Annotated in this window: 15 protein-coding genes; 14 read left to right on the top strand and 1 reads right to left on the bottom strand. The window is 66.6% G+C overall.

Going from position 1 to position 17,090, the window contains the following annotated elements; all coding sequences use genetic code 11:
• The first annotated feature begins 247 nt into the window (after positions 1 to 247).
• The gene (locus ACFWUP_RS20145; RefSeq protein WP_379236397.1) at positions 248 to 1,726 is read left to right on the top strand and encodes a SpoIID/LytB domain-containing protein; all 1,479 of its coding nucleotides are present in this window, start codon (positions 248 to 250) and stop codon (positions 1,724 to 1,726) included.
• A gap of 87 nt (positions 1,727 to 1,813) precedes the next feature.
• On the opposite strand, the gene ACFWUP_RS20140 is transcribed toward ACFWUP_RS20145, so the two are convergent.
• Entirely contained in the window at positions 1,814 to 2,314 is a 501-nt protein-coding gene (locus tag ACFWUP_RS20140; protein ID WP_379236395.1) for a MarR family winged helix-turn-helix transcriptional regulator, read from the bottom strand.
• Positions 2,315 to 2,416: 102 nt separating this feature from the next.
• Between ACFWUP_RS20140 and ACFWUP_RS20135 the strand changes: the two genes are divergently transcribed.
• The 13 genes from ACFWUP_RS20135 (at position 2,417) to ACFWUP_RS20075 (ending at position 16,956) form a co-directional block, all read left to right on the top strand.
• Positions 2,417 to 3,346, top strand: coding sequence for an EamA family transporter (locus tag ACFWUP_RS20135; RefSeq protein WP_379236393.1), 930 nt, complete (start codon positions 2,417 to 2,419; stop codon positions 3,344 to 3,346).
• 56 nt (positions 3,347 to 3,402) lie between these two features.
• Positions 3,403 to 4,161, top strand: coding sequence for a MerR family transcriptional regulator (locus ACFWUP_RS20130; RefSeq protein WP_379236391.1), 759 nt, complete (start codon positions 3,403 to 3,405; stop codon positions 4,159 to 4,161).
• Positions 4,162 to 4,254: 93 nt separating this feature from the next.
• Positions 4,255 to 4,665: a hypothetical protein gene (locus tag ACFWUP_RS20125; protein ID WP_379236389.1), complete on the top strand. Its 411-nt coding sequence runs from the start codon at positions 4,255 to 4,257 to the stop codon at positions 4,663 to 4,665.
• 65 nt (positions 4,666 to 4,730) lie between these two features.
• A complete protein-coding gene (locus ACFWUP_RS20120; protein ID WP_379236387.1) occupies positions 4,731 to 5,276 on the top strand; it encodes a hypothetical protein in 546 nt (181 codons plus the stop codon).
• Between the two features lie 77 nt (positions 5,277 to 5,353).
• Positions 5,354 to 6,013, top strand: a complete 660-nt coding sequence (locus ACFWUP_RS20115) for a hypothetical protein (protein WP_379236385.1) — start codon at positions 5,354 to 5,356, stop codon at positions 6,011 to 6,013.
• 163 nt (positions 6,014 to 6,176) lie between these two features.
• Positions 6,177 to 7,415, top strand: a complete 1,239-nt coding sequence (gene glf, locus ACFWUP_RS20110) for a UDP-galactopyranose mutase (protein ID WP_379236383.1) — start codon at positions 6,177 to 6,179, stop codon at positions 7,413 to 7,415.
• A complete protein-coding gene (locus tag ACFWUP_RS20105) occupies positions 7,412 to 9,337 on the top strand; it encodes a glycosyltransferase (protein WP_379236381.1) in 1,926 nt (641 codons plus the stop codon). The genes glf and ACFWUP_RS20105 overlap by 4 nt, the downstream gene beginning before the upstream one ends.
• A gap of 26 nt (positions 9,338 to 9,363) precedes the next feature.
• A complete protein-coding gene (locus ACFWUP_RS20100; RefSeq protein ID WP_379236533.1) occupies positions 9,364 to 9,921 on the top strand; it encodes a phosphatase PAP2 family protein in 558 nt (185 codons plus the stop codon).
• Between the two features lie 26 nt (positions 9,922 to 9,947).
• A complete protein-coding gene (locus ACFWUP_RS20095; protein WP_379236379.1) occupies positions 9,948 to 10,880 on the top strand; it encodes a decaprenyl-phosphate phosphoribosyltransferase in 933 nt (310 codons plus the stop codon).
• Positions 10,881 to 10,884: 4 nt separating this feature from the next.
• On the top strand, positions 10,885 to 12,780 hold the full coding sequence (gene zomB / locus ACFWUP_RS20090; protein ID WP_379236531.1) for a flagellar motor control protein ZomB: 1,896 nt from the start codon (positions 10,885 to 10,887) through the stop codon (positions 12,778 to 12,780).
• A 221-nt stretch (positions 12,781 to 13,001) separates the two neighbouring features.
• Positions 13,002 to 14,072, top strand: coding sequence for an alpha/beta hydrolase (locus ACFWUP_RS20085; protein WP_379236377.1), 1,071 nt, complete (start codon positions 13,002 to 13,004; stop codon positions 14,070 to 14,072).
• Between the two features lie 427 nt (positions 14,073 to 14,499).
• Positions 14,500 to 15,561: an alpha/beta hydrolase gene (locus ACFWUP_RS20080; protein ID WP_379236375.1), complete on the top strand. Its 1,062-nt coding sequence runs from the start codon at positions 14,500 to 14,502 to the stop codon at positions 15,559 to 15,561.
• 390 nt (positions 15,562 to 15,951) lie between these two features.
• Entirely contained in the window at positions 15,952 to 16,956 is a 1,005-nt protein-coding gene (locus ACFWUP_RS20075) for an alpha/beta hydrolase (RefSeq protein WP_379236373.1), read from the top strand.
• The last annotated feature ends 134 nt before the right edge of the window (positions 16,957 to 17,090 follow it).

Below are 17,090 nucleotides of genomic sequence, written 5' to 3'. Positions count from 1 at the left end.
CGTTTTCCGGCGGCTGGTCAGTCCAGGTCGAGGCGGGCCGCGAACGGAATTCAGTTCGTGCATTCAGTGCATGTGATGCTTGCTTCCTCTAACCTCACACATCACACTAGTTAACATACGTCACACATCTCAACCTCAACTCGAGACTTATGTGATTGCTCGAATGTAGCCCTCGGATCCCGCTCGGCGACGACGACATGCCGACGCGAGCTCCGCCGGTAGAACCGCGAAACCGTGGGAGCGCAGTATGAGAGCCGACACCGTGATCAACCGCAGAACCGACCGTGGGAAGCGTCGCCGGACCGTGCCGATGATCCGGACCGTGCCGATGCCGGTGCTGCTCAGCGGCACTGTGCTGGCATTGACCGGGGCGATCGGGCTGTGGCAGATCCTGCCGGGGCAGATCACGCCCACCGTCGGCGCCGGACACGGTCGCGGCATGAGCCAGGTCGGCGCGTTCGACAACGCCCGCGCGGGCTGGTCGGCCGAGGAAATCCTCGGTCACTACTACCCCGGCGCAGACCTCGGGCAAATCGGCCCGACAACGATCGGTGTCCGGCTCCAAGCGCAGGACGACGCCACCCTCGACACCTTCGCCGCCGCGGGCGCGCAGGTCGCCGGCCGCACGATCGGCCCCGGCGACGCGGCCCACCTCACCCCGCTGCCGGACGGCGGCGCGAACGTGGTGGTGACCGCGGGCTGCGACGGCGAAGTCCTGTGGCAGGCCGCCACCGACGATCCGTTCGTCTACCCGCTCGGCCCCGGCGCGGGCCGGCCCGCCGAGGAACACCTGACCCTCTGTGGCGGCACCGCCTATCGCGGCGCGCTCGGTGTCGCGCTGGAGGGCGAGTCCTTCCGAACCGTCAACCGAGTGGATCTCGACGACTACCTCGCCGGCGTACTGCCCGCCGAGATGCAGGCCAACTGGGCCGACCAGGGTGCCTTCGAAGCCCTACGCGCACAGGCGATCGCGGCCCGCTCCTACGCCCTCGCCGAGAGCCGGTACGCCTACGCGCAGACCTGCGATACCACCGACTGCCAGGCCTATCCCGGTACGGTGAAAGAGGATTCGCGCTCCACCGAAGCCGTCGCCGCCACCACCGGCACCGTGCTGCTGCGCGACGGACAGATCCTGCGTTCGGAATACTCGGCCGCTCCCGACGGCGGTCGCCCCGCCGATATCCAGACCTTCGAGGTCGGACCGGCGCCGGACGAACTCGTCGAATCCGCCCCCGCCCCACCGGTTCCCGCCGCACCGGCCGAGCCGGATCTGACCATCGAGGCACTGGCGGGCGAGTCGGTGATCGACACCGAGTACCGGCGAATCGGCGGCGCCGACAGCGCGGTGGGTGAGCCGATCGGCCCGGAAATGCTGCTGCCGCAACGGGCGGGCACGTACCGGATGTTCACCAACGGTGTCATCGTGGCGACGCCGACGCTCGGCGCCCAGGTGGTCGACTTCTCCACACTGCTCCAGCTCGTTCCCGACGCGGGCGATCAGCTGCCTTCGACGGCTTCGGGCAGACCCAAGCTGAAAGCGCCGGAAGCCGTTGTGCCCCAAGTGGTCTCACCTGTCGACCCGCAGGCCTTGCAGGTCCCCACGGAGGCCGAGGTCAGGGGTGAACCGGTCCACGGCCCGGCGAATCCGGCCGCGTCACCCGGCACGCACCCCGACCCCAGCCAGTCGGGCCACGGCGCGGTACCCGGCCCGCACGACGGGGAGTGACTGGCGTAATCACCCAAAACGCCTCTGAAAAATCAGAAAACTGATTAAAACGTCGCGTTTTGTGCGATTACGCCAGTCCTGCACCGCTCAATCGAGCGTGGTGTCGTTCAGTGCCACCGCCAGGGTGCGCAGCAGATCGGCGAGTTGCTCGCGATCCGTGGCACCCAAAGCGTCGAGCAGGCGCTGCTCGTTCGCCACGTGCAGCGGCAGGAGCCGGTCGACGAGTTCGCGGCCCTCGGCGGTGAGCTGGACGAAGATCGAGCGGCGGTCGTCGGGGGAGGGGACGCGCCGGACCAGGTTCTTCGCGGCCAGGCGGTCGATGCGGTTGGTGATGGCGCCGGAGGTGATCATGGCCGCGCGGTTGAGCGCGCCCGCGGTCAGGCCGGCTTCGCCGCCGGAGCGACGCAGGGTGGCCAGTACGTCGAACTCCCAGCGTTCGAGGCCGTGACCTGCGAAGAACTGCTTCAGTTCCTGTTCGAGGACGCGGGATATCCGGTTGATCCGGCCGATGATCGCCATCGGTGACACGTCGACATCCGGCCGTGCGGCGTGCCAGTGCTCGGTGATCAGGTCGACCGCGTCGCGCATCTCATTTCCCTCTCGGTTGAAACTCTTAACGTTCATCTACTTGACGCGGAGATACCTCGCGAGTAGATATTTCAATGTTGAGATTATCAATCAGGAGTGAACATGACGACCGCAACCCGCTCGACGTACGCGGGCACCCTCGCGCTCACGGCACTCACCCCCATCGTCTGGGGCTCCACCTACGCGGTGACCACCGAACTCCTACCGCCCGACCGGCCGCTGTTCACCGCGCTCATGCGCGCCCTCCCCGCAGGCTTGGTGCTGCTCGCGCTGACCAGAGTGCTGCCGCACGGCAAGTGGATCGGCCGAGCCGCCGTGCTCGGCGTGCTCAATATCGGGGTGTTCTTCCCGCTGCTGTTCCTGGCCGCGTATCGGCTGCCGGGTGGCGTCGCCGGGGTGCTCGGTGCGGTCGCGCCGATGTTCGCGCTCGGCTTCGCCGCTGTCCTGCTGGCCGAGACGCCGACCAGGCGCAAGGCGATCGCGGGTGTGGTCGGCGTGGTCGGTGTCTCGCTGGTCGTGCTCCGTGGCACCGCCGAACTCGACCTGATCGGTGTGCTCGCCGGGCTCGCGGGTGCGGCGTCGATGGCGGCGGGAACGGTGCTCACCCAGAAGTGGGGCCGCCCCGAGGGTGTCGGCCCGCTGGCCATGACCGGCTGGCAGCTCACCGCGGGCGGGCTGCTCATCGCGCCGCTCGCCCTGGTGATCGAAGGCGCGCCGCCCGCGTTCGACGCGGAGGCCATCGGCGGCTACCTGTACCTCGGCATCATCGGCACCGCACTGGCCTACTGGCTGTGGTTCCGCGGAATCTCGCGCGTACCAGCGACTTCGGTGGTCTTCCTCGCTCTGCTCAGCCCCGTGTCGGCCGCGGTGATCGGCTGGATCGCACTGGGGCAGGCGCTGACCGCACTGCAAATCGTCGGCTTCGGTGTCGCCCTCACGGGCACCGTGCTCGGTCAGATCCCGCCGCGGGCGATCGGAACTTCGACCGATCCGATCGCGGGCGCTCCGGCGCGAGTTCCCGCGAACGCTTGACATTGACGTAGCGTCAACTTGCAGAGTGGAGATACCGACGAGAAAGGGAGCAGGTCATGGTGGGTGAATGGTCCATTCAGGACCTCGCGAAAGCCGCGGGAACCACCAGTCGAACGTTGCGCCACTACGGCCAGCTCGGGCTGTTGGAGCCGAGCCGGATCGGGGCCAACGGGTATCGCTACTACGACCAGACCTCCCTCGTTCGACTGCAGCGAATCCTGCTGCTGCGCGAACTCGGCCTCGGCCTCCCCGTGATCGCCGAGGTCCTCGCCGGTGAACAGGACACCGCCGGTGCGCTGCGCACCCACCTGGAACTGCTTCGGCAACAACAGGATCGGGTGGCGCGGCAGATCGAATCGGTGTCGACCACATTGCGCAAGACAGAAAGAGGTGAACCGCTCATGGCCGCAGAGGTTTTCGACGGATTCGACCACACGCAGTACAAGGACGAAGTCACCGAACGTTGGGGTAAGGACGCCTACGAGAGCGGCGACCGCTGGTGGCGTTCGCTGACCGAAGACGACAAGAAGGCCTTCCAGCAGACCCAGCTCGACATCGCCGCTGACTTCGGAAAGGCCGCAGCCGCAGGGCTTTCCGTTGATGGTGAGGAAGTTCAGGCGATCGTCGCGCGTCACCGGGTGTGGCTCGGCGACGGCACACAAGGTAGGCCGGTGACCAACGAATACCTGGTCGGCCTCGGCGAAATGTATGTCGCCGATCCGCGCTTCCGGAAGAACTACGACGTGCACGGTGAAGGTGTCGCCGAGTACATCCTCGAAGCGTTCCGCGCCTACGCCGCCGCCCATCCCGCCTGAAGGCAAGAATGCCCAGGTCACACTGTTGAACACCCGCGTCCGCCGGTTGCGCCGTATAACTGACGGCGACGTCGACAGTTAGCGGGGGCAGTGGTGGAACAGGTGGGGCCGGAGCGGGCTTCGCGGGCGGTGACCGGGGTGATCGCGGGCTGGCTCGGGGTGCTGGTCGGTGCCGCGGGGATCGTCGTCGGGACGGCGACCTCGGCGCTGCGGGCGGTCGGGCGCGAGCTCGACCTCGATTACGTGGGTGCGGGGATCGTCGGCGGGCTCGGGGTGGTGTATCTGCTCGGGGCGGTGCTGTTGTTGCGGCGGCGGATGGTCGGCAGGCGCATGTTGATCACTGTGGCGGCGGTGATGGCGGGGGCGACGTTGCTGGTCGTCGTGCTCAACGGGGCCAGTCACGGGTGGCGGTTCGGGCCGTTGGACGGGTGGCTGGTGCTCAATGTGGTGATCCTCGCGCTCAGTTTGAGCGAGCCGACACGGCGCTGGACCATCACGCGGTAGCGGTCGGTTCGACGCGCATTCGCTCGAACTCGGTACGGCGCGGTCGATGGCGCTACGGTCGGGGGATGGTCGTGCTGGAGACGAAGTCGAAGAGCGGTGAGGTGGCGGCGATTATCGTCGTGTGCCTCGCGGGGGTCGCCGCGTTGGCGAATCTGGTGGGTGCCGTGGTTCTGGTGCGGTCGTTCCTGAGCGACCCGGGCGAACTCGACGACTCGCTGGCGATGTCCGCCACGCTCGGCGCGCTGGTGTCGGTGTTCGCGTTCGTTTACGGCGGCTGGCTGTTGGCGCGCCGGGACGAGACCGGGCGATGGGTGATCGTCGTCGCCGCGGCCGCGCAGCTGGCCCTCGGGCTGATCGGTCTGCTCGCCACGCTCGTGAACTACGACTCCGGGTACGGGATCCACTGGTTCGCCGACGAATCCGTCCTCCGTTCGATTCTGATCGGCCTCGGCGGGGTACCCGGTGCGGTGACATCGATGGTGAATCACAGTTGGGCGGCGGCACTTTCGAGCGCGCTGCTCGGTGGGATCGTGCTGTTGCCGGCGGCCATGCCATGGACCGCCGCCTACACGCTCGCTCGCCCGGAAGATGTTGTCGGACCGAACGTATAGTTTCAGCAGGTCAGCATCGCCGCGGGGCCGGCACACGAGATATCGGCTACAGGTACAGCTCGCTAGGAGGGGACATCATGGGGTATCCGTACGGCCCGCAGCAGGGGCATGATCCGTACGCGGGGCAGGGGTACGCGCAGCCCGGTTACGGGCACGACCCGTACGGCGGTCAGCAAGGCTACCCGCAGCCGTACGGTGCGCCCGTCCAGAACGGTTACGGCGCACCGGCTTACGGCGCGGCACCGTACCCCGGCTACGGCCAGCCCAGGGCCGGTGGCGGCACCGCCATCACTGCCGCGTTGTTCGCACTGCTGCTCTCGTTGGTATCCCTGGGCGGTGTCGGCCTCGGCCTGGCGATTCTGCTGAGCACCGAGGCCACGAGTGCGAGCGACGAAGCGGGCCGCGAAGGAGTACTGATCGCCCTGGCGATCGGCTCGGCGCCAGCCCTGCTGCTACTGCTCGGCTCCATCTTGCTGTTCCGGCGCAAGACCGCAGGCCGGGTTCTGCTCATCCTCCTCACGTCGATCAGCCTGATCGGCCTCGGGTTGTCGGCGGCAGCGGGAATCGCGGCAAACCGTAACGAATACGGCTGGCAAACCACCCCGGCCACACTCGTCGGGCTTGCCATCGTCGGCGCGATTCCCCTGCTGATCTTCGTGATGGCAGCTGCTCCGTCTACGGGCCGCTGGATTCGGGCCGGTCGGCAGGGCGGCCACCAGCAATACCCGCAGTACTGACACCAGGCTTCGACGTCGCCGACGCTGTCGTCGCCTCGGTCACCTTGATCCCGGCGTCGCCGTCGACCGGGCGCTGGCTGAGGGCAGGTGGATATGTCCTGGTCAGGGCCCGATAGGTGACTCCACCGGGACAATTTGCGGTCTTCCGATACGCTGGGCACCCGTGACCGCCGCATCGCCTGAGGGTAACTCCGTCAACGCAGATTCCAATGCACCGGCAAACCGGTACGACCTGATCGTGGTCGGCTCCGGTTTCTTCGGGCTGACCGTCGCCGAGCGTGCGGCGAACGTGCTGGGCAAGCGGGTGCTGGTGCTCGACCGCCGCTACCACCTGGGTGGTAATGCCTATTCGGAGCCTGAGGCGCAGACCGGTATCGAGATCCACAAGTACGGCGCGCACCTGTTCCACACGTCGAACAAGAAGGTCTGGGATTACGTCACCCAGTTCACCGAGTTCACCGGGTATCAGCACCGGGTGTTCGCGATGCACAAGGGGCAGGCCTACCAGTTCCCGATGGGGCTCGGGCTGATCTCGCAGTTCTTCGGCCGGTACTTCACGCCGGAAGAGGCCAAGGCGCTGATCGCCGAGCAGGCCGCCGAGGTCGAGACCGGTGACGCGCAGAACCTCGAGGAGAAGGCGATCTCACTGATCGGCCGTCCGCTCTACGAGGCGTTCGTGCGCGACTACACCGCCAAGCAGTGGCAGACCGACCCGCGTGAGCTGCCCGCGGGCAATATCACCCGCCTGCCGGTGCGCTACAACTTCGACAACCGCTACTTCAACGACACCTTCGAGGGCCTCCCGAAGGAGGGGTACACGAAGTGGCTGGAGAACATGGCCGCCTCCGACCTCATCGAGGTGCGGGTGAACACCGACTGGTTCGACGTGCGTGACGAGATCGTCGCCGCCAACCCGGACGCACCCGTGGTCTACACCGGCCCGCTGGACCACTACTTCGACTACGCCGAAGGCGAATTGGGCTGGCGCACCATCGATTTCGAGACCGAGGTGCTGGAACAGGGTGACTACCAGGGCACCAGCGTCATGAACTACAACGACGCCGATGTCCCCTTCACCCGCATCATCGAGCCGCGCCACTTCCACCCCGAGCGCGACTACCCGACCGACAAAACGGTCATCATGCGCGAATTCTCCCGCTCGGCGCAGACCGGCGACGAGCCGTACTACCCGATCAACACCCCCGACGACCGCGCCAAGCTGCTGGCCTACCGCGAGCGCGCCAAGAAGGAAACCGCCACCAAAAAGGTGCTGTTCGGCGGCCGACTGGGCACCTATCAGTACCTGGACATGCACATGGCGATCGGTTCGGCGCTGACCATGTTCGAAAATGTCCTGCGCCCGCACCTGGAATCCGGCGCGCCGCTGGTGGACGAGGCATGACCAAGGCGATGCTCGAAGACGTGCAGACCGAAACCCGCGCCATCTCGCTGCTGCAGCGCGTCATCCTGCCGCGCCCGGGCGAGCCCCTGGACGTGCGGACCCTCTACCTGGAGGAATCCACCACCAACGCCCGCCGCGCACACGCCACCAGCCGGACCGCGCTGTCGATCGGCGCGGAGTCGGAGGTGTCGTTCTGCACCTACTTCAACGCGCTGCCCGCGAGCTACTGGCGTCGGTGGAGCGTTCTGAAGTCGGTCGTGCTGCGGCTCGAACTTGCCGGGCACGGCCGCGCCGACGTCTACCGCTCCAAGGCTGACGGCTCGCGAATTCACGTGCAGGGCAAGGAATTCGCCGTCGCGCAGGGCGCGGACTCGGTGGTCGTGGAGTTCGAAACCGATCTGGGCCCGTTCGAAGACGGCGGCTGGATCTGGTTCGACATCACCACCGACACCGCCGTCACACTGCTCGCCGGTGGGTACTACGCACCGCAGGAAGCGTCGGGCAACGGGACCATCGCGGTCGGCATGCCGACGTTCAACCGCCCCACCGACGCGGTGAAAACCCTTGGGGCACTTGGCTCCGACCCCCTCGTGCTGGAGAAGATCGCCGCGGTGATCATCCCCGATCAGGGCACCCGCAAGGTGGTCGACGAGCCCGGATTCGCCGAAGCCGCAAGCATTCTCGGTGATCGCCTCGCCATCCACGACCAGCCCAACCTCGGTGGTTCCGGCGGCTACAGCCGGGTCATGTACGAGGCGCTGAAGACGACCGATGCCGAGTTCATCGCCTACATGGACGACGACATCGAGATCGAGCCCGACTCGATCCTGCGCGCCCTCGCCTTCTCGCGGTTCGCGAAGTCGCCGGTGCTGACCGGCGGGCAGATGCTCAACCTGCAGGAACGTTCACACCTGCACGTGATGGGCGAGGTCATCGACCGCAGCATCTTCATGTGGGGCGCCGCGCCCAACGTCGAATACGACCACGACTTCTCCAAGAACCCGCTCAAGGATCGCGACAACTCCAAGCTGCTGCACCGGCGCATCGACGTCGACTTCAACGGCTGGTGGACCTGTCTGATCCCGCGTCAGGTCGCCGAGGAAATCGGGCAGCCGCTGCCGCTGTTCCTCAAGTGGGACGACGCCGAATACGGTCTGCGCGCCCGCGAAGCCGGCTACCCGACGGTGACCCTGCCGGGTGCGGCCGTGTGGCACATGGCCTGGTCCGACAAGGACGACGCCATCGACTGGCAGGCCTACTTCCACCTGCGCAACCGCCTGGTCGTCGCCTCGATGTACCTGCCCGGCGACGGCAAGCCGATGATCGTCAACACGGTCAAGGCGACGCTGAAACACCTTCTCTGCCTGGAATATTCGACGGTCGCCATCCAGAACGAGGCGATCCGCGACTTCCTCGCCGGACCCGAGGGTCTGCACGACATGCTCCCCACCGCGCTCGGCAAGATCCACGCCATGCGCAAGGAGTTCCCGGACGCGGTCGTCGTGCCGTCGTCCACCGAACTACCCCTGGCCAACCGCCACGGCGTCGGCGCGGTCGGCGAACCGGGCAACCCCATCGCGAAGGTCGCCCGCCTCGCCAAGGGCGTGGTGCACAACTTCCGCAAGGCCGACCCGGCCACCTACGAGACCCCGCAGCTCAACGTGCCAACCCTGGACGCGCGCTGGTACCTGCTCTCGCAGGTCGACGGTGTCACCGTGACCACCGCCGACGGGCGCGGCGTCGTCTACCGCAAGCGCGACCCGCGCCAGGCCCGCGACCTGCTCAAGGAAGCCCTGCGTCTGCGCAAGGAACTCACCGCCCGCTTCCCGGAGATGCAGCAGCGCTACCGGGCCGCGCACGCCGAGCTCACCAGCACGGCGGCGTGGGAGAAAACCTTCGGCCTGAACGGAACGACGAAGTGACCGACACCGAACTGCCCGAAATCGAGATGGCCGACGACGGTTGCTGCGGTGGCGGCTGCTGCGGCGACTACGAAGAGGTCCCGGTCGAGGTCGCGATCCTCAACGCCGTGCAGGGCACCATCGGCACCAGCCCGGCCGTCGTCTCCGCCGCGCGCGGGATGTCGCATTTCGGCGAGCACGCGCTCGGCTGGGTCGGCATCGCTGCGGCAGGCTGGCTGGTCGACAAGCCGCGTCGTCGGCAGTGGGCCGGGGTCGCGGTGGGCGCGGTGGGCGCGCACGCCGCGTCGATCGTGATCAAGCGCATCGTCCGGCGCCCACGCCCCAACGATCCGTCGGTGCAGGTCAACGTGTCGACGCCGAGCAAACTGAGCTTCCCGTCCTCGCACGCCACGTCCACGACGGCGGCGGCGGTGTTGCTCGGACGGCTCACCGGGCTACCCTTGCCAGCGGTGATCGTCCCACCGATGCTGCTGTCCCGGGTTGTGCTCGGGGTGCATTACCCTTCCGACGTGATCGCCGGTTCCGCTTTGGGGGCCGCGTCGGCTGCTGCCGTGCTAGCCGCTGAGAAGAGACTCCGACAGTGACCGCAACTGAAAGAACTTTGGCCCAGATGAGCGAAGAACCGTCCGCCGCCGTCCTCGACGAGGGTGCTGTGAAGGGCCCGCCGAAGACTCTGCTCGGTGGTGTCATCAAGGCCATGCGCCCACGTCAGTGGGTCAAGAACGTCCTGGTGCTTGCCGCGCCGCTCGCCGTCGGACCGGAAGCGGTCGGCGACGCGGGCATCCTGCTGCACGTCGCGATCGCCTTCATCGTGTTCTGCATGGCGGCCTCCGGCATCTACCTGGTCAACGACTCGCTCGATGTCGACGCCGACCGGGCGCACCCCACCAAGCGCTTCCGGCCGATCGCGGCGGGCGTGGTTCCTGTCAAGCTGGCTTACGCGCTGGCAGCGGTGCTGCTGGTCGGTTCGATCGCCGGTTCGTTCCTGGCGTCCTGGCATCTGGCCGTGGTGATGGCGATCTACATCGGCATCCAGCTGGCCTACTGCCTCGGTCTCAAGCACCAGGCCGTGCTCGATATCTGCATCGTGTCCTCTGGCTTCCTGCTGCGCGCCGTCGCCGGTGGCGCGGCCGCGGGCATCGCGCTGTCGCAGTGGTTCCTGCTGATCATGGCGTTCGGCTCGCTGTTCATGGCCGCGGGCAAGCGCTACGCCGAACTGGCGATCGCGCTCGACACCGGCGCCAAGATCCGCAAGTCGCTCGAGTACTACACCCCGACCTACCTGCGCTTCATCTGGACGCTCGCCGCCACCGCGGTCGTGGTGTTCTACGGCCTCTGGGCATTCCAGCAGGACTCGGCTCGAGACACCCAGTGGTATTCGATCTCGATGATCCCGTTTACCATCGCAATCCTGCGTTACGCGGTCGACGTCGATGGTGGCGAGGCCGGTGAACCCGAAGAGATCGCGTTGGGGGACCGCATCCTGCAGTTCCTCGCTATTGCCTGGATCGGAGCGGTAGGTGTCGCTGTCTATCTCACCTGACGAGATGTTGGTAGCGGAGCAGGATTCAACCGAATACGAACCTCTACGCGACGACGAGTCGGCGCGTAGAGAGCTGCGTAAATCGGTGCTGTCCCGCGCCATCTTCGTCGGTGGGGTGGTCGTCACCGCCGTGCTGTTCACGGTGGGCGCGTGGAATCGGCGCTGGATCGCCGACGACGGCCTGATCGTGTTGCGCACGATCCGCAACCTGCTCGCGGGCAACGGCCCGGTCTTCAATGTCGACGAGCGGGTCGAGGCCAACACCAGCACCGCCTGGACCTACCTGGTCTGGTTCTTCTCCTGGCTCACCCAGGCCCGCCTCGAGTACGTGGTGCTCGGGGTGTCGCTGGTGGTTTCGGTGCTCGCGGTTGTTTTCGCGATGGTCGGCACTGCGCGGCTGTGGGGCGGAACCAGTGGTCAGCTGCTGATTCCGGCCGGTGTGCTCGTCTACATCGCGCTGCCGCCCGCGCGTGATTACGCGACCTCCGGGCTGGAGAGCGGCCTGGTGATCTGCTGGGTCGGGCTGCTGTGGTTGCTGATGATCCGGTGGAGTCAGGCCGCCGTGGTGCGCGTGCCTTCGCTGTTGGGGCTCGTTTTCCTGGCCGGGCTCGCGCCGCTGGTCCGTCCCGAGGCCACGCTGATCGGCGTGCTCGCGCTCGGGATGATCTTCCTGGCGCCGATGCCGCAGTTCCGGTTCGGGCCGATCGTGCTGCGTGCGCTGATCGTGTTCGTGGCCGGGGTCGTGCCGGTGGGGTATCAGATCTGGCGGATGGGCTACTACGGCCTGCCGTATCCGAACACCGCGGTCGCCAAGGACGCGGGCGGCGCCAAGTGGAGTCAGGGCGCCACCTACCTGTGGGACCTGGTCGGCCCGTATTACCTGTGGATTCCGCTGCTCGTGCTGCTGATCGCCGGTGTGATCGCGGGTGTCGCGCGCGGCTTCTCGGTGCCGAAGTTCTCGGTGGCCGGAATCCGGGCGTGGCTGCGGTCGCCGAGCGCGGTCGTGGTGATGGTGCTGGGGTCGGGCCTGCTGCTGACCGTGTACGCGGTGCGCGTCGGCGGCGACTTCATGCACGGGCGGATGCTGCTCACCCAGCTGTTCCTGCTGCTGCTGCCGGTGGCTGTGGTTCCGATTCCGCTGCATTTCCGCAAGTCGGACTGGTCGGTCGTGGCCCTGTTGGTCGCGCTGCTCGGTTCGGCGGGCTGGTCGCTGTACGCGTCCAACACGACCGCGATCACGACCGGCACCAAGATCCGCCCCTCCGGCATCGTCGACGAGCGCATCTACTACGTGCTCAACACCGGCAAGGACCACCCGATCCGGGCCGAGGACTACCTCGACTACCCGCGCATGCGGGCCATGGTCAACGACATCGCCGCCAACCCCAAGGGCGGCCTACTGCTGAACTCGCCCGCGTTCACGTTCTGGTACCTCGATCCGCCACCGGAGCCGATCCCCGCCGAGGGGTCCGGCCACACGGTCTACTTCCTGAACCTGGGCATGACCAGCATGAACGTGCCGCTGAGCGTCCGCGTGATCGACCCGATGGGTCTGGCCTATCCGCTGGCCGCGCACTCTGACCGGCTCGCCGACGGCCGCATCGGTCACGACAAGAGCCTGCTGCCGGACTGGGTCGTCGCCGACTCGGGCATGGTCGACATCCACCCGTGGATGCCCTGGTACATGGACGAGCAATGGGTCACCCAGGCGCGCACGGCGATGTCGTGCCCGGAAACCCAGGCCTTGATGGTCTCGGTGCGTGAACCGCTCACCCTCGACCGGTTCAAGCACAACTTCCGCAATGCGCTGGCGTTCTCGAAGTACCGGATCGACCGGATCCCCAAGTACGAGATCCAGCGCTGCGGATTGGTCGATCCATTCCCCGAACCCCCGCGCTGAGCGGCCTGATCAGCCGGGTGAACCTATGAGGTACCCCGGTTGGCCAGGTCTTATTCTGTGGTGTTCGCCGCTAAATCACTTTTCGGTAACGCCAAGCTATGGGTGTAGCGATATGGTCACTGGAGGAACGGCCCGTCGGCGCACTGGTGTGCCGGTATCTAGTCGGCGGTCATTGCAACCGCGGTTCCGCGCGAACCGCACGAGGAAAGGCCCATAACAGAATGCGTGGCGGACGTCTCAGAGCCCGGGGAGCCGGCTGGCTCAAACGATCGGTGCTTCTCTCCCTGGCTGTAGTGCTGCCGATCGGTGCGGCGGTGACCGGTCCCGTCGGTACCGCGAACGCGGCTTTCGATCCCACAGCTTTCGACTTCTGGGTCGACTCGGAGATGGGCCCGATCAAGTCGCGGATCTTCCGCGCGGCCGATGGCAACACCAATCGGGTTGTTTACGCGCTCGACGGTATGCGTGCGGGCGACGACCTCAGCGGCTGGGAAAAAGACACCAATGTCGCCCGCGCCCTGATGGACGCCAACATCAACGTCGTGATGCCGGTCGGCGGCCAGTCCAGCTTCTACGCGGACTGGAACGCCCCGAGCAGCTACTTCGGTCTCGACGCCGGTTCCGGTGGTAGCTCCACCGGTTCCGCCGCGACCGGTTCGGCGATGACCGGTTCGTCGGTCGCGCCCACCCAGGTGGCAGGCAAGAAGAACACCTACAAGTGGGAAACCTTCCTCACCACGCACCTGCGCAACGCGCTGTCGAGTCGGCTGGGCTTCAACCCCAACAACAACGGCGTGTTCGGTCTGTCGATGGGTGGCTCCGCCGCCCTGACGCTGGCCGCCTACCACCCCGACCAGTTCAGCTTCGCGGGCTCGTTCTCCGGGTACCTGAACATCTCGGCGCCCGGTATGCGTGAAGCCATGCGCGTGGCGATGATCTCGGCCGGTGCGTTCAACATCGACGCGATGGCGCCGCCGTGGGGCCAGCAGTGGTTCCACATGGACCCGTTCGTGTTCGCTCCGCGCCTGGTCGCCAACGGCACCCGCATCTGGGTCTCCGCGGCCAGCGGTATCCCCGGCGCGGGCGATGTGTCCAACCCGATGGAGATCGTCCAGGGCGTGCCGCTGGAACTGCTCGCGATGGTGAACAGCCGCGCGTTCCAGGTCCGCATGGCCACCCTCGGCGGCGGCAACGCCCACTTCGACTTCCCGATCACCGGCGTGCACAACTGGCGCAACTGGGAAACCGAAGTCAACCGCATGATCCCGGACCTGTCCGCGAACATCGGTTAGTCACACCGCTAGACCCCCAGAACCCGCCCGGTGCTCTCGTCAGCACCGGGCGGCTTCGTGTTCTGGGAGGGTTCGGACCCCAATTAGACCCAGTTCAAACACCTGGGCCAGGTCCGCCTGGGTGTTCTCGGCGCGCCTCCGCCTCTGGACTGACCGGAGGGTGCGACGAAGGAGTGCCCGGAGGGAGGGAAGAGGCGGAGTTAAGCGCCGAGAACCGCGGCGCCAGCCGCAAATTAGGCTGAGAGTTGTGCTTCGGGTCACTTTCCAGCAACATGTAGACCATTCGTCACCGATTTATACACAGTGAGCATGCGTCGAGGTTGAATCGTCCGTTTTGCCCTGGATTGGTTCTGCGCGACGTCCGATGAGGGATCCGATTGCGTAGCTCGGGATTTGCGCGTTCGGTCTGCGAGAAAGGTCTAGTCGAATGCGAACACTGCGCCGCAAGCGTGGGCCCGTGAAGACCGCAGCCCCGGGATCGTGGGCTCGGCGCTGGGCCGCGGGCGTATCCATGGCTCTACTCGTTCCGATCGCGACGGCTGTTTCCGGCGGTGTCGCTCCCGCCTCGGCCGGCTTCAACGGCGCCGCCTTCGACTTCTGGGTCGATTCCGGGATGGGCCCGATCAAGTCGCGCATCCTGCGCGCGGCCGACGGCAACACCAACCGGGTCGTCTACGTGCTCGACGGCATGCGCGCACCGGAACATCTCAACGGCTGGGAGATCGAAACCGATATCCCCAATGCGCTCGCCGCGGCCAATATCAACGTGGTGATGCCCGTCGGCGGCATGTCCAGCTTCTACGCCGACTGGAACTCGCCCAGCGAATTCTTCGGCATTCCCGGCCAGGGCGCGCCCTCGTCCGGCTCCGGCGCGGCCAACGGCCTGTCCGGCGGACCGGGCAAGAGCTACCGCTACCAGTGGGAATCGTTCCTCACCAACGACCTGCGCAACGCGCTGTCGGCCCGCCTGAACTTCAACCCGAACCGCAACGGCGTCTTCGGCCTGTCGATGGGCGGCTCGGCCGCGCTCACGCTGGCCGCCTACCACCCGGACCAGTTCTCCTTCGCCGGTGCGTATTCGGGCTACCTGAACATCTCGGCGCCGGGCATGCGCGAGGCCATTCGCATCGCGATGCTCGACGCGGGCGGCTACAACGTGGACTCCATGGCACCGCCGTGGGGTCCACAGTGGCTGCGGATGGACCCGTTCGTGTTCGCCCCCAACTTGGTAGGCAACAACACCCGGCTGTGGATAGCGGCGGGCTCAGGCCTGCCGACGAGCAGCGACGGACCGAGCATGGCCACCGTGAACGGCATGGCACTGGAAGCCTTGGCGCTGGCCAACACCCGTTCATTCGAAGTTCGGATGGCGACACTCGGTGCCCGTAACGTCCACTACTCTTTCCCGGCCTTCGGCATCCACGCCTGGAATACCTGGAATGACGAAGCGCTGCGGATGATCCCGGATTTGTCCGCGAACATCGGCTGACTACAAACCGGCGCCGTAAAACTTTCGGCGCCGGTTCGGTCTGTCCGGACCACCGAAGCGACTGAACAATTCGCACATAAGCCGACCGCGCCGCACGCTCAGCTCAGCGACCACGGGTTTTCGGCCGCCTCGGATCCGAAGGGCGAGACGGAACGCCGAAGGCGCAGTATCGCCCTTCGGATTCGAGGCCCTCAGGGCCGAAAATCCAGCGGCGCCAGCCGCGAATGTCCCTGCCCTTGCGGTTAATTCGTGGGTCGAATATCCTCCAGCGAGCGTAAGTGTGACCAGATCGTTGTTTCCTCCGTCTGATCGACCGGGCTGTCGGGGCCGTGTCGCAGGCGGCAAGACGCGTCTGGCATGCCATAACAGCAGAAAGAGAGCGGAATTCACATGCGTTTCGGCAAGGCCGTCGCGCCGGCATCTCGTGGTTGGCGTAATCGAATTCTAGCTGTCGGCGCTGCAGCCCTCGTGCTGCCGATCGCCGCGGGAGCGGCCCCGACCGCGCTCGCCGCACCGTCGGTGTCGGCACCCGTGCTGCGCGCGCCGGCCGGTGGCTACGAAGAACTCATGGTGCCCTCGAAGATGGGCCCCGTGAAGGTCCAGGTCCAGTGGGCCCGCAACGGTGGCAACGCCGCCCTCTACCTACTCGACGGCCTTCGCGCTCGTGACGACCGCAATGCCTGGTCTTTCGAGACCAACGCGATGCAGCAGTTCGCGGGCGACAACGTCACCCTGGTGATGCCCGTCGGTGGCCAGTCCAGCTGGTACGCCGACTGGACCGCCGCCAGCAACACCAACGGCCAGAAGACCACCTACAAGTGGGAGACCTTCCTGACCGAAGAGCTCCCTGCCTTCCTCGAGGGCTACGGCGTGTCCCGCAAGAACAACGCGGTGCTCGGCCTGTCGATGTCGGGTCCGGCCGCGCTGCGCCTCGCCGCGCTGAACCGCGATCAGTTCAAGCACGCGTCCTCGCTCTCGGGCCCGCTGAACTGGGGCGCCCCCGGCATGCGTGAGGCCATCCGCGTGATGATGCTCGACGCGGGCCGTTTCAACGTCGACGCCATGGCCGCTCCGTGGAGTTCGGCGTGGCTGCGGATGGACCCGATGGTGTTCGCGCCCGAGCTGCGCGGCCTGCCGATGTTCATCTCCTCGGCCAACGGTCTGCCCGCTCAGCACGACAAGCCGGCGGGTCTCGGTGGTGCCTACAACACCGCCAACGCGATGGGCATCGAGGCCATCTCGTTCGTGAGCACCCTGGCGTTCCAGCGTCGTCTCAACACCCTCGGTATCAACGCCGTCTACGACATCGGCGCTTCCGGTACCCACTCGTGGAAGTACTGGGAAGACGAGCTGTGGAAGGCACGCCCGCACATCCTGAATGCCTTGGGCGCCTAGTAGTTTCCGCTCAGCAACACTTCGAGGACCGGCTCACCCCCAGGGTGGGCCGGTCTTTTTGGTGTCCGCGCCCTTCGCGTGTCGTCCCTGGTTATCGCTGCGAGCTGCGGTACAACCGACGGTGATGCTGTGTC

The sequence above is a fragment of the Nocardia sp. NPDC058658 genome, from assembly GCF_042716665.1.
Classification (GTDB): Bacteria; Actinomycetota; Actinomycetes; order Mycobacteriales; family Mycobacteriaceae; genus Nocardia.
Note: the sequence above shows the minus strand (reverse complement) of the source record. Positions and strands in the feature narration are given on the sequence as shown.